Annotated in this window: 13 protein-coding genes; 3 read left to right on the top strand and 10 right to left on the bottom strand. The window is 59.1% G+C overall.

Annotated features, from left to right (window positions below):
* Positions 1-19 precede the first annotated feature (19 nt).
* Genes ACR0LY_RS08590 through napF form a run of 6 tightly spaced genes read right to left on the bottom strand, consistent with a single transcriptional unit; the run spans position 20 to position 5,524 of the window.
* Positions 20-457, bottom strand: coding sequence for a nitrate reductase cytochrome c-type subunit (locus ACR0LY_RS08590; protein ID WP_170349933.1), 438 nt, complete (start codon positions 455-457; stop codon positions 20-22).
* 12 nt (positions 458-469) lie between these two features.
* Complete coding sequence (napH, locus tag ACR0LY_RS08585) at positions 470-1,387, bottom strand: quinol dehydrogenase ferredoxin subunit NapH (protein ID WP_170349932.1); 918 nt, start codon at positions 1,385-1,387, stop codon at positions 470-472.
* Entirely contained in the window at positions 1,384-2,202 is an 819-nt protein-coding gene (gene napG / locus ACR0LY_RS08580; RefSeq protein WP_170349931.1) for a ferredoxin-type protein NapG, read from the bottom strand. The genes napH and napG overlap by 4 nt, the downstream gene beginning before the upstream one ends.
* A gap of 27 nt (positions 2,203-2,229) precedes the next feature.
* The gene (gene napA, locus ACR0LY_RS08575; RefSeq protein ID WP_170349930.1) at positions 2,230-4,722 is read right to left on the bottom strand and encodes a nitrate reductase catalytic subunit NapA; all 2,493 of its coding nucleotides are present in this window, start codon (positions 4,720-4,722) and stop codon (positions 2,230-2,232) included.
* Positions 4,719-5,012, bottom strand: a complete 294-nt coding sequence (locus ACR0LY_RS08570; RefSeq protein ID WP_170349929.1) for a chaperone NapD — start codon at positions 5,010-5,012, stop codon at positions 4,719-4,721. The genes napA and ACR0LY_RS08570 overlap by 4 nt, the downstream gene beginning before the upstream one ends.
* On the bottom strand, positions 5,009-5,524 hold the full coding sequence (gene napF / locus ACR0LY_RS08565) for a ferredoxin-type protein NapF (protein ID WP_170349928.1): 516 nt from the start codon (positions 5,522-5,524) through the stop codon (positions 5,009-5,011). The genes ACR0LY_RS08570 and napF overlap by 4 nt, the downstream gene beginning before the upstream one ends.
* A 311-nt stretch (positions 5,525-5,835) precedes the next feature.
* Between napF and ACR0LY_RS08560 the strand changes: the two genes are divergently transcribed.
* From ACR0LY_RS08560 to ACR0LY_RS08550, 3 genes are read left to right on the top strand one after another with little or no spacing between them, the layout of a single operon-like run.
* Positions 5,836-8,247 (top strand): DUF3141 domain-containing protein, encoded by a 2,412-nt coding sequence (locus ACR0LY_RS08560; protein ID WP_170349927.1) that lies wholly within the window; start codon positions 5,836-5,838, stop codon positions 8,245-8,247.
* Positions 8,244-9,638, top strand: coding sequence for a bifunctional enoyl-CoA hydratase/phosphate acetyltransferase (locus ACR0LY_RS08555; RefSeq protein WP_170349926.1), 1,395 nt, complete (start codon positions 8,244-8,246; stop codon positions 9,636-9,638). Before ACR0LY_RS08560 ends, ACR0LY_RS08555 begins: the two co-directional genes overlap by 4 nt.
* On the top strand, positions 9,631-10,803 hold the full coding sequence (locus tag ACR0LY_RS08550) for an acetate/propionate family kinase (protein WP_170349925.1): 1,173 nt from the start codon (positions 9,631-9,633) through the stop codon (positions 10,801-10,803). Before ACR0LY_RS08555 ends, ACR0LY_RS08550 begins: the two co-directional genes overlap by 8 nt.
* 3 nt (positions 10,804-10,806) lie before the next feature.
* Here ACR0LY_RS08550 and ACR0LY_RS08545 read toward each other — a convergent pair whose 3' ends face one another.
* The 4 genes from ACR0LY_RS08545 to ACR0LY_RS08530 form a co-directional block, all read right to left on the bottom strand.
* On the bottom strand, positions 10,807-11,280 hold the full coding sequence (locus ACR0LY_RS08545; protein ID WP_170349924.1) for a hypothetical protein: 474 nt from the start codon (positions 11,278-11,280) through the stop codon (positions 10,807-10,809).
* Between the two features lie 10 nt (positions 11,281-11,290).
* Entirely contained in the window at positions 11,291-11,548 is a 258-nt protein-coding gene (locus tag ACR0LY_RS08540) for a hypothetical protein (protein ID WP_170349923.1), read from the bottom strand.
* A 145-nt stretch (positions 11,549-11,693) separates the two neighbouring features.
* Entirely contained in the window at positions 11,694-12,365 is a 672-nt protein-coding gene (locus ACR0LY_RS08535) for a D-lyxose/D-mannose family sugar isomerase (protein ID WP_170349922.1), read from the bottom strand.
* Between the two features lie 17 nt (positions 12,366-12,382).
* Entirely contained in the window at positions 12,383-13,309 is a 927-nt protein-coding gene (locus ACR0LY_RS08530) for a carbohydrate kinase family protein (RefSeq protein WP_170349921.1), read from the bottom strand.
* Positions 13,310-13,325 lie beyond the last annotated feature (16 nt).

Raw genomic sequence — 13,325 nt, 5'->3', positions numbered from 1 at the left:
CTTTCAGACATGCGTTGGATTAGTTGCCGGACGAGGGTTCAAACACGTTGTCGACCAATGCAGGCGCGTCTGCCTGAGGCACGTGACATTGGTTGCAGAAATAGCGGGTGCCCGCAATGTGATCCAGCTCGTTGCCGTCGCGATCCAGATAGTGGGTCATCGACAGGGTCGGAGCGTTGCGTTCACCTGCCTTGGTCCAGTCGTGGCAGGACAGACACTGATTGGTGCGCACGTCGATCTGGTATTGTTCGATCGAATGAGGAACCAGCGGCGGTTGCTGGCGATAGTTGCGCTGCATGCGCCCTTCGACATTTTTGTGGATCTGATCAAGTGGAATAAGCTCATCCACTTCCGCCCCACGCAGGGTTTCCACTTGGGCCGACTGGGCAAGGGCGAACCCGCTCAGGAGCAAAACGGGGATCAGGGCCATTCCGCCTGTCACGATTGATTTTTTCATCTTGGCACTCCCTTAAATAGGTCTGGCTACGCGCCGGTCGGGCGCGGGAACTGGATCGGAAGGCGCGGCGACATGGTCGTCGAACCGGTGAGTAAAGGTGAAGACATCGACAGCGCATACGTCGATGCAGCGGCCGCAATTGGTGCAGTCCGGGGAAAGGATCAGTGGCGTTGTCCCGGGCTTGCCCTTCAACGCGGGGGATATGATTTGATTTTCTGGGCAGACGGCATAGCAATCCATGCAATCGTCACAGGCCGCCCGGTTTGCGGCGCTGACTCGCAGCAAGCTTTTGTTGCCGATCAGACCATAGAAAGCGCCGACCGGGCAGATATGACCGCACCATCCGTGGCGCGCGACGAACAGGTCAAAGATAAAGATCGCAGCAACCATGGCCCAGACAAAACCCGCGCCAAAAATCAGCCCGCGATGCAGCATGGTGATGGGGTTGATCAGCTCCCAAGCGATCACGCCGGTCAGGCCCGACACGACCAGGACCATTGCCAGTACCCATAGGCGTGTGCTGCGTTTTGGTTGCCAACCTTTCGGCAGGTCCAGTCGCCGGTGCAGCCAATTGGCGGCGTCGGTTACCGGGTTGATTGGGCAGACCCAGGAGCAATAGACACGGCCCCCGATCAGCGCATAGGCGACCAGAACGATTAGCCCGCCGATCAGAGCAGTCAATTCAGGCCAATGCCCGGCAATGATGCTTTGCAATACGATAATCGGATCGGTCAGAGGCAACACGCCTAGGGTCAGGGATCCGGCCAGTGTGCCTTGCACGATCCAGATGCCGAACCATGGGCCCAGCAGGAACAGGACCAGAAAGAACAACTGGCTGGTACGACGCAGTAGCAGAAAACGATGCGCTCCGATCCAGCCTTTGGCTTCGATCGCTTCGTGACCGACAGGAATATGCGTGCGCGCGCTCATTGGCCTACCCCCGGCAGGTCATATGACGGTGCAAAGCCGCCCGGTGTGGTCAGGTTGTCTGTGCCCGGTCCCGGCAAGCGGTCGGGCAGATCGATCAAGCCGTCCACCAAAGGCCCGCCATGGGCCTCTTTTTCTTCCCAGCCTTTGCGATAGTGGTCGGCCGCGCTGCCCCGCGCCAGTCGTTCCGGCAGAACCTTGATGGCAGCTTCCGGTAGGACACAGCTTTTTTCGCACATGCCGCAACCGGTGCAGCGCTCGGCATGCACGGTGGGGATGAACATCGCATGATGGCCCGATCGGGCGTCATGGGCCGCTTCCAGCGTGATCGCGTCATCAATGACGGGGCAGACGCGATAGCAGACGTCGCAGCGCAGGCCCTGAAAGTTCAGACAGTTCTCCTGATCGACCAGAACGGCAACGCCCATTTTCGCGTCGTCGATATTGTCCAGCCCCGGGTCCAGCGCACCTGTGGGGCAAGCGGCAACGCAGGGAATGTCGTCGCACATCTCACACGGCACATTGCGCGCCGTGAAATAGGGGGTGCCGGTGGCCACGGCATCCACCCCAAGTTCGGCCAGTTTCAACGTATCGTAAGGGCAGTCCCGCACGCACAGCCCACAGCGGATGCAGGCCGACAGGAACGCCTCCTCAGGCAGTGCGCCGGGTGGACGCAGCGCCTCGGCCGGTAACGCACGGGCATCACGGGCCAGCCAGGCCAGCAAAGACCCTGCGACCACGCAGCCGCCTGCCGCGCGCGCCGAATCCTGCAGGAAACGGCGCCGTTGAGGCGAGAGGGGGGTACCAGCCAGAGACATGGGGGCTACCTTTGCGATCCGGGCCGGTTACGCGCGCTCGACCTTGCAGGCGCACTTTTTATAGTCGGTTTCTTTCGACAGTGGGCAGGTCGCGTCCAGCGTCAGTTTGTTGGTCAGCTGGTGTTCGTCGAACCACGGCATGAAGACCAAACCGCGCGGCACCTTGTTGCGTCCGCGGGTTTCGACCCGGCTGGTAACCTCGCCACGGCGAGTGGACAGAATGATCTCTTGCCCGCGGCGCAGACCCCGATCCTTGGCGTCCTGCGGATGCATGTAGACGACAGCGGATGGGAAGGCGCGGTGCAATTCCGGCACCCGGCGGGTCATCGAGCCCGAGTGCCAATGTTCAAGCACACGTCCCGTGGACAACCACAGATCAAATTCTTCATCCGGCTCTTCAGCCGCGGGTTCGTAGGGCGCAAAGATGATCTTGGCCTTGCCATCCTTGTGGCCGTAGAATTTTACGTCAGCCCCTTCGGGAACATACGGGTCAAAGCCTTCGCGGAAGCGGTATAGCGTTTCTTTGCCATCCACGACCGGCCAGCGCATACCGCGTGCCTGATGGTACATTTCGAACGGAGCCAGATCGTGCGCATGGCCGCGACCGAATTCAGCGTATTCTTCGAATAGACCTTTCTGAACGTAGAACCCAAAGTGCTCGGCGTCGTCGTTATGGAACCCTTCTGCCGTTTCGGACAGCGGGAACTGATCCACTTTACCGTTGGCATAAAGCACGTCGAACATGGTCTTACCGCGATGCTCGGGCATCTTGGCCAGCAGTTCTTCGCCCCAAACCTCTTCAACCGTGAAGCGTTTGGAAAATTCCATAAGTTGCCACAGGTCGGACTTGGCCTCACCTGGGGCCTGCACCTGCTGCCGCCAGAACTGGGTGCGGCGTTCGGCGTTGCCATAGGCGCCTTCCTTCTCGACCCACATGGCGGTGGGCAGGATCAGGTCGGCAGAGACAGCGGTGACCGTGGGATAAGGGTCAGAGACAGTGATGAAGTTTTCGGGGTTGCGATAACCGGGATAGCCTTCTTCGTTGATGTTGGGCGCGGCCTGCATGTTGTTGTTGCACTGCACCCAATAGGCGTTCAGCTCACCATCTTTCAGCTTGCGGTGTTGCAACACAGCGTGGAAGCCCGGTTTGGGCGGAATGGTACCTTCGGGGATGTTCCACGCAGTTTCGCAAATCTCGCGGTGTTCATCATTCGCCACCACCATGTCGGCGGGCAGGCGGTGGGCAAAAGTGCCGACTTCGCGTGCAGTCCCGCAAGCTGACGGCTGACCGGTCAGCGAGAAGGGCGAGTTGCCCGGTTCGGAAATCTTACCCACCAGCAGATGGACGTTGTACATCAGCGAGTTCACCCAAGATCCGCGGGTGTGCTGGTTGAAACCCATAGTCCAAAGGCTCATGACCTTGCGGGTCGGGTCCGCGTATTGCTGCGCGAGCTTCTCGAGCTTATCCGCCGGAACGCCCGACAATTCCGAGGTGTATTCCAGCGTATAGGGCGCAACCGCTTCGGCGTATTCTTCAAAGCTGATGCTCTCAAGCGCGCCAGAGTTCGGGTTTTCTGCTTCTTGTTGCAGCGCGTTGGTTTCTCGCAGGCCATAGCCGATATCGGTGGCAGTCTTCGTGATGTTGACGTGATTTCTGACGAAATACTCGTTCACCGCGTTGTTCTGGATGATGTAGTTCGCGATGTAATTCAGGATCGCCAGATCGGTCTGTGGTTCAAACACGATGCCGTTGTCTGCCAGTTCGAACGAACGGTGTTCGAAGGTCGACAGCACGTGGACTTCACATCCCGGCTTGGTCAGGCGCGTATCGGTCAGGCGCGACCACAGGATCGGGTGCATCTCGGCCATGTTCGAGCCCCACAGCACAAAAGTGTCCGCGTGTTCGAAATCGTCATAACAGCCCATCGGCTCATCAATGCCGAATGTGCGCATGAACCCGACAACGGCGGATGCCATACAGTGCCGCGCGTTGGGATCGATATTGTTAGACCGGAATCCGGCCTTCATCAATTTGGAGGCGGCATAGCCTTCCCAGATTGTCCACTGACCCGAACCGAACATTCCAACACTGGTTGGACCCTTCTTGGCCAGGGCCTCTTTCCACTTGGCGGCCATGACGTCGAAGGCTTCGTCCCAGCTGACCGGCTCGAATTCACCGTTCTTGTCGTATTCGCCGTTGGTCTTGCGCAGTAGCGGCGTAGTCAGACGGTCCTTGCCGTACATGATCTTGGACAGGAAATAGCCCTTGATGCAGTTCAGGCCACGGTTGACCGGCGCGTCCGGGTCGCCTTGCGTGGCCACCACACGGCCGTCCTTGGTGCCGACCAGCACCGAACATCCGGTACCGCAGAACCGGCAGGCCGCCTTGTCCCAGCGGATATCGGGGGCCCCGGCCTGCGCGTTGGCCTGACCGGTGGCCAGAGGAATGCCAGCGGCTGACGCAGTGGCAGCGGCCGCTGAGGCCTTGAGAAAAGTCCGGCGAGATTCTGAAGTAGTCATAGCGTGAGCCTCCGGCTGGTGGTTTGGCTTTGGGCATCGGGATGCGGGGTAGCCTCCGCAAGATCCTCGAAATGGTGATAGGTCAGCGTTAGTGAGACCACTCCGGGGATCTGATGCAGATCCATGATGATCTCGGACGCCAGGTGATCGGATGTGTCTTCGACGACGACGACGAAACGGCCGTCTTCGGCCTGGGCATGCACCTCGACGCCTGGTGTGTCGCGCATCGTTTGCGCCGCGGCCTCAGCTTGGTCAGGGACGATATGTACAAGGCAACCGCAAATATTCATTGTATCGCTTCCGTTTTAGATGTGGGCTGACGGTCAAGCGCGATGGCATTGACAGGGCAGGAGGGCACGCAAGCACCACACCCAACGCAGGTGTCGGCATCCAGCGAAGGCTCGGCCAGACCGCCCAGTTGCAACCTGAAGCGGATGGCATTCTGTTCGCAATTATCCTGACATACGCGGCAGCTGACCCCGTTCATGGACAGGCAAGAGGATGTCTCGATCGCCGCGCGCCAGGGCCAGTCCGGCAGGCGTTCGATTTGCAACGCGTCTGTCGGGCAGACCGTGGCGCAATCGCCGCAAAAGGTGCAGGGGTTTTCACTGGGCTTAAACACGGGGAAACCGTCCTGACCGACGACAATCACCGTTTCCTGACAGGCGTCGACGCAGTCGCCACATTTGGTGCAGTGATCCAGGAAACCCGGCACATGTGATCCCGGAGGACGGACAATGCTGCTGTCCTCCCGACATATTTTGGCGCTTAGAAACGCCCGACGACTGGTCATCTGGCTCATTTGGCTGGACTGTACGCGCTTGATTCCCTTACTAGGTTATCCCAATAGCGTTTCCGAATGTGATGAATCTTGATCCAGATCATTATTGAAACATTTATTTTTCGCCTTTTCGCAGTCACCTGACAGTTGAAGGTGTCCAATGCCGCTCAGGCGGTGGCTGCACCAACGGTTAGAACCAAGACGGCGCGGCGCAGAGTTGGGTTTGAGTATCATTTCGAAACAAACTATGCTGCGTCGCAGAAATCGACTCGGCCACTGGCAGAATTTCACGGTGGTGGCGCATGTGTTTTCGATGGTTAGAGGACAGGCTCATGGTGACCAATGTGCAGAAGACCTCGTTGAACCTTCGGTCCGAGACGGCTGAAAATGCGGCTGCGGCTCAGGACCGAACGGTTGATATCGTAACCCGCGCTTTGGATCGGTCCGGCGTACAATGGACCCTGTTGTCCCAATCCGCCCGGCTGCAATCGACGCGGATTATCGAAACGCATTCAGAGCGGACCCGAGATCTGATGCAGGGCTTCGCCGAGGTTTCGCAGCGCATTGCGCGTTCGCAATCGATTGTCGACGATTGGACAGCTTATCTGAAAGACGCCACCCAGCGCGTGGTGCTGACCATGGACGCGCTGCGTGAACGCGGAGATGCTTTTCTGGAGCATGAAGCCGCGGGTTGCCCGCCAGTGCTGATCTATGACTATGAGGTCATCGTCGACGGGGCGACCCTGAAACGCCCCTGCAATTACCAACTGCTGCGCATCCTGCCGCCCAAAGGTGTAACCATTGACGACACCCGGCGTCCCTACATCATCATCGATCCGCGTGCCGGTCACGGCGGCGGCATCGGTGGATTCAAACCAGACAGTCAGGTTGGCGTTGCCCTGTCAAAAGGGCATCCGGTTTATTTCGTCAGTTTCGGGCGAGACCCTGTGCCGGGGCAGACCCTTGCCGACGTCATGCATGCCGAGGCCGGGTTCGTGCGCACTGTCCGCGCGCGCCATCCCGACAGCCCGCAGCCGGTCGTGACCGGCAATTGCCAAGGTGGGTGGGCCACTTTGCTGATGGCCGCCTGCAACCCGGATCTGACCGGACCGCTGATCTTGAATGGCGCCCCCATTGCGCCATGGTCGGGCGAGGTGGGGGAAAATCCGATGCGGTATAACGCCGGTGTTCTGGGCGGCACCTGGCAACCGATGTTCTGGTCGGACGTCGGCGCGGGCATGTTCGATGGCGCCAATTTGGTGATGAATTTTGAACAGCTGAACCCCAGCCGGAATTATTTCGGCAAGTATTTCGACCTCTACCGCGACCCTGACGGCGGTCGGAAACGCTTCATTGATTTTGAGCGCTGGTGGGGTGGTTACTTCCTATTGAACGAGGCCGAGATTCACTGGATCGTCGAGCAGCTGTTCGTTGGCAATCGGCTGATCAAGAACACCGCGCAGTTGGAACCGGGCGTGCCGATCGACATCAAGGCGGTGAAAGGCCCGATATTTGTCTTTGCCAGCCAAGGTGATAACATCACCCCGCCCCAGCAGGCACTCAACTGGATTGCCGCCACATACGCAGATGAAGAGGAAATCCGTCTGCGCGGTCAGCGGATCATCTACATGTTGCATGATGAGGTTGGCCATCTGGGCATTTTTGTTTCGTCCAAAGTGGCGCGTAAGGAACATACGCAGATGGCTTCGACCCTGGAAACGGTCGAAGCAATGGCACCAGGCCTCTACGAGATGGTGATCGAAAACACCCAAGGCGAAGGCCAGGATAAACAGTTCGAGGTTCGGTTCTATGACCGCACACTCGGGGATGTAGCCGCGTTAGACGACGGCCAGCAGGATGAGGCCAGCTTTGCCGCGGTGGCCCATATGTCCGAAGTGCAGGCGAATGCGTATGAAACCTTCGGGCGTCCTTTTGTGCGGTCCGTGACGACACCGATGGGCGCAAAGGCTTTGCGTGATCTGCACCCTCTGCGCGTTCAACGCACGGCGATGTCTTCGGACAATCCGATGATGAAGGGGGTTGCGCAATTAGCCGGGATGACGCGCGAACTGCGCGCCCCGGCGACAGCTGATAACCCGTTTCTTGAGATGGAAAAGCTGACCGGCGACTGGGTCGAACAGGCCATGGATCTGAGTCGAGACCTGCGCGACGCCTGGTATGAAGGGATGTTCTATGCGCTTTGGGGTGGTCCGCAGGCCGCGTGGTTCGGCAAGAAGAACGCTGCCCACCGTACCTTGCCTGATCCTGAAACCCTGAAAGCCCTGCCCGAGGTTGAGGCAGCATTGGCGCACATGAAACAGGGCGGGCTGCCCGAGGCCGTGATCCGGTTGTTGCTGTTGCTGGCCTCAAGCAACCAAAGCTTTCGGGCTGAAATTCTGCATCGCTGGGCGCATGTGTTCCAACATGAGGCCCCGTTCAGGGATCTCACCGTCGAAGACCGCCAACGCATGTTGCGCGAACAGACAGTGATTGTCACTTTTGACGAACAGGGTGCGATCGATACGTTGCCCGACCTGTTGCCGCGGGTTGCTGACAGAAAACAGGCGGTTGATCTGCTCAAGCGTGTTCTGGGTGAAATTCCGAACCCTTCACCTGAGCTTGTCGAGATGGCACAAGCGCTATACGACACGCTTGATCTTGCTGAGATCAAACAGAAAGCCGGAACTCGGTCCAAATCTCAAGGGCGCAGTTCGGCTACTGCGAACAAGGCCAAACAGAAATGAAAATAACGGAAAACCGCACCTACACGCAGATCAAGGTCGGGGACGTGGCGCAGGTGACGCGCTTATGTACGGTCGATGATCTTTATGCCTTTGCCTCGGCCTCGGGCGATCATAATCCATTGCATCTGGCAGGATATGATGGCGATGGCGATGGCCACCCCGAGGCAGTGGCCCCAGCCCTGTGGCCTGCCGGTTTGATTGCGGCAATTTTGGGCAATATCCTGCCCGGCGCGGGCACCCAGGCGCGGTCGGCGAACCTGTCTTTTCATGCGCCTGTTCTGGCAGATGACGAGGTGACCGCCACGCTGACCGTGACCGAAAAGCGGGACGACGGTGATTTGCTTTGTGCGACCGAAGTGCGCCGCGTGGGCGACAACGCTCTGATCCTCAGTGGTGAGGTGCAAGTGACGCCGCCAGCCAAACACCTGACGTTTGACTCGGTTGACGTGCCCGGCCTGATCGTTCAGCGCCATCGCCATTTCGATGCACTGATCGCAAAGGCAAAGCCTCTGGATCCGATGCCCACAGCCGTGATCGCCCCGGAAGAGCCGAACTCGCTGGGCGGCGCCTTGCTAGGGCATTCCAAGGGTATTATTGCGCCGATCCTTCTGGGTGATCCTGACAAAATCGCTGCTGCAGCCGCCGAGTTGAAGGCCGATTTGTCGAGTATCGAGATCATTGAAGCCCGCAGTCATGAAAATGCGGCCCATCGCGCTGTGGACCTGGTGGTTGAAGGTAAGGCGCAAACCCTGATGAAGGGGCATTTGCACACCGATGTTTTGCTGCGAGCGGTTCTGCGTCGGGACAAAGGTCTGCGGACAGGCCGTCGCTTGTCGCATGTGTTTGTGATGGATGTGCCAGGCTTTTCACGGCCCATCATGGTGACGGATGCGGCCGTGAACATCGCTCCGGACCTCGAGACCAAGGCAGACATTGTGCAGAATGCCATCCATCTGGCACACTCGATCGGGATAGAAACACCAAAGGTTGGCGTCTTGTCGGCGGTTGAGACGATCAACCCGCATATGCCCTCGTCTGTGGATGCGGCGCTGTTGTCGAAAATGGCCGAGCGGGGTCAGATCACCGGTGGGCTGGTCGATGGCCCACTGGCGATGGACAACGCGGTTGATCTGAAGGCGGCGCGAACAAAGGGCATCAAGTCCGCCGTCGCCGGGGCGGCGGATATTCTCGTGGCCCCGAATATCGAAGCTGGCAATATGGTGGCCAAACAGCTGACTTACATTTCCCATGCCGAGGCAGCGGGAATTGTGGTAGGTGCCGCCGCCCCGATCATTCTGACGTCCCGAGCGGATGATGATGCCTCGCGGTTGGCTTCCTGCGCAGTAGCGGCGCTGCATGCGCAGGCAAATAAGGGTAAAATTCATGGCTGACCATGTGCTGGCGCTGAACGCCGGGTCGTCTTCGTTAAAATTCGGGCTGTATGAACTGGTCGAAGGCAATCGCCCCAGCATGCGTTGGCACGGCCAGATCGAACGCTTGGGGGATGCGCCGCGCTTGTTGGCGGAATCTGCCGGGGGCCGCTCGATCAACCAGGCGCTGACGGATACCCAAAGCCATGACGAGGCAATCCAGGCCTTTCTGGACATGACACGCGAATATCTGCCGGACATCCAAATCCGGGCCATAGGTCACCGGGTTGTGCATGGGGGGACGGTGTATTCCGAACCCGTGCGGATCGACGACAAGGTTCTGGATACTCTGGCCGGGTTCATCCCCTTTGCGCCGCTGCACCAGCCATTCAGTCTGGCCGGTATCCGTGCAGCCAGCGCCGCCTTTCCAGACACGGTTCAGGTGGCCTGTTTCGACACCGCCTTTCACCGCACCCATCCATGGGTCAACGATACCTTCGCCCTGCCGCAGAGCTATTATGACAAGGGCGTGCGCCGGTATGGCTTTCACGGCCTGAGCTATGACTACATCACGCAAAAGCTGAAAGAGATCGCGCCCAGCCTGTATGATGGCCGCGTTGTCATCGCGCATCTGGGCAACGGCGCGTCGATGTGTGCTGTGTCAGGCGGGCGGGCTGTGGCGTCGACCATGGGTTTTTCCGCATTGGACGGCCTGCCGATGGGCACCCGCAGCGGTCAGCTGGACCCGGGTGTCGTGCTGTACATGATGCAGCAGGAAGGGATGAGCGCGGATGAAATCGCCGACATGCTCTATCGTAATTCCGGCCTGCTGGGTCTGTCGGGGATGTCATCGGACATGCGCACCCTGCTGGCCGCCGAAACGCCCGAGGCCCGCAAGGCGATCGATTATTATGTCTTTCGCATTCGCCGAGAGCTTGGCGCCATGTCTGCTGCGCTGGAAGGGTTGGACGCGCTGGTGTTCACGGGCGGCATTGGTGAGAATGCAGTACAGATCCGTCAGCGGGTTTGTGACGGGATGCGCTGGATCGGGATTGAAATGGATCCCAACAGGAACGCCGACAATGGCACGGTTCTGTCGACCGATTTCAGCCGCGTGCGCATTCTGGCAATTCCCACGAACGAAGAGATGGTGATCGCCCGCGCCGCCGCCCGGATGGTGCAATAGTCGCTATTGCTCGGGTTTGTCTTTGCGACGCTTGGCGTATTTGATCAGCGTACTCAGAATGGCGCTGATAACATCGGGTGTCAGGGCACCCAGCGGGTCGCGCCGGATGCCTGTCACGGTGTTACGTGCGTCGGACAGAGTGTCTTTGATCTCGGTTTCGATATCTAACAGTGCCATATCGCGCAATTCGACCGCGGCTGTCGTATCCGCCTGCGCGTTCTGCGTGTTGGCCATCAGAACCAGGATCACACCCAGCAACAGGTTGGCCCCAGCCATGATCAGCGCGGCCAGCGGTTTGGACAGGGTTGCTGACAACCAGAAAAAACCAGCCACGTTCAGCATGATGACAGCCAGCCCCGCGGCCAGCCCCGCCGCAGCGTAAAAGCCGGTACGCCGTGCGGCCACGGCAACATGGCGTTGGGCAATCAACCGTTCGGCGCGCAGAATGATCGAGATATTGCGGGAAATGCGGCTCATGTTCAGGCTCCTACCGGGATCGGCCTAGCAGATAGCCAAGCGTAAAAATGCCAAGCGCAAACAGGATCGGTCTTTTGTGCGGCAGATCCTCCAACTCGGTCAGGGCTTCTTCAAGCTGTCCGGTCCAGTTGTCGATGTTCTCGGCAATCCTGTCGGCCACAGTATCGTGTGGTTCCGGCCTTTGTGCCTGTTCACGGGTCGCAGTTTGCTCGGCCAGTTGGCGGCGCAGATCGGCAACTTGCGCTTCAAGCTCAGCTTTCGTGACCATTGGACCGGCCCCCTAACAGTTGTTGCTGTAACAGGTCAGGGTTGGAACCCCCACCCACGGTTTCGCAGCCCATGTTAATGCGTTTTTCCGGTTTAAGAAAAGGGACTTATCATTTTGCGGGTCAGGTCAGCCTGAAAACTGCGTATCAAGCGTAGTAATCCGCGACCAACAGGAAATCCGGCGCGACGTCTTCTTCGATGGTTGCAAAGCGCGGGATCGGGTCTTCGAACACGTTGTCGGTTCGGTCGTCATTGACGGTCGAGACCTCGCCAATCAGGCAATCGCCTTGTTCGGCCCAGAAGGCGTGCCATATGCCGGGCATCAGAGTGACGCTTTCGCCGGGTTTCAAGCGAAGCAACTCACCGGGCCGAATTGTGACGGGGCAACCGTCGCTGGGCACGACAACAGGATTTTCACGGTCGATACCGCCTTGCGGGTCCGAGGCATAGATCTCCATCACCAGATCACCACCGCCGCGGTTTATGATGTCTTCGGCTTTCACAATGTGGCGGTGCATTGGCGACAGCTGTTTGTCTCGCGACACCAGCAGCTTTTCGGCATAGAGCATGCCCCGACCACTGTTCAGATCACCCACATCGCCGTTGCGCAAGGTGAACAGGAACAGGCCCAACTCATCAAAGCGACCCTGCCCGTAATCGGTGATGTCCCAACCCAGCCCGCGTTCGCGAATGCCTGCGGCTTTGTCACTGCGCATTTGGTCAGGCGACCAATTGGCAAAGGGGGGCAGGACCGCACCGAAGGAGCGTATAAAGGCCTCGGCTTCGGTTTTGATGGCGTTGATGTCAGAACGTTTCATTTAGATCTCTTTGGGGTTCAAAGCTCGTGCGCCCAGGGCGGGTTGGCCCCGGCGCGGGAAACGGTGATGGCTGCAACCTCTGCGCCTTTGGCCAAAGCGGCGCGCAGGTTTTCGGTACTCAGGGTGCGCAGCGCGGTTTTGGTCAGGTGCCCACCGCGCTCCAGCTCGGCCAGCACACCGGCGTTGAACGTGTCACCTGCACCGACGGTATCGACAACTTGAACCGGTCGAACGGGGACTGAGGTTTCGGACCCGTCCGCCAGATAGCCTGACGCGCCGTCACCGCCACGCGTTACAATAACCACGGCAGGCCCGGCTTGCAGCAACAGCGGCACTTTCTCAGTGATGCTTTCCGGGCCGGGAATGATCCAATCCAGATCCTCGTCCGAGACCTTTACGATATCCGCCTGTGCGATCATCCGGTTCAGACGGGTGCGATACCGGGTTTGATCCTTGATGAAATCGGGCCGGATATTGGGATCAATCATCACCGCCCGATCCGCCCCTTGCCGGTCCAGCAATGCGGCGTAAGCGTCGGCGCAAGGCTCGCAGGCCAGGCTGATGCCGCCGAAATACAGCGCCGAAATAGCGGGGAGCTGATCCGGCATATCCTCGGGCATCAGCATGCGACCCGCCGAGTTTTCGTCGATAAAGCTGTAAGAGGCGTGCCCGTCCTTCAACTGCACAAAGGCCAGCGTCGTGGGGCGATCTGCTCGGATCACATGGCTTGCATCCACATGGCTGGTCTTCAGGGCATCGGTCAGTTGCTCTCCGAACATATCCGAAGACAGACCGGTCAGCAGCCCAACCGGCGACCCCAGCCGCCCCAAGGCAATGGCAGTGTTAAAGACCGCGCCACCGGAATGGGGCACAAATCCATCACCGCCCGAAATGGTCGGGGTGGCGATCATGTCGATCAGGGCTTCACCGCAGCACAGGATCATGCCGGGTCCTTTCTGT

The sequence above is a fragment of the Ruegeria sp. BC5 genome (assembly GCF_056539205.1).
This window is presented reverse-complemented; position numbering and strand designations above follow the sequence as displayed.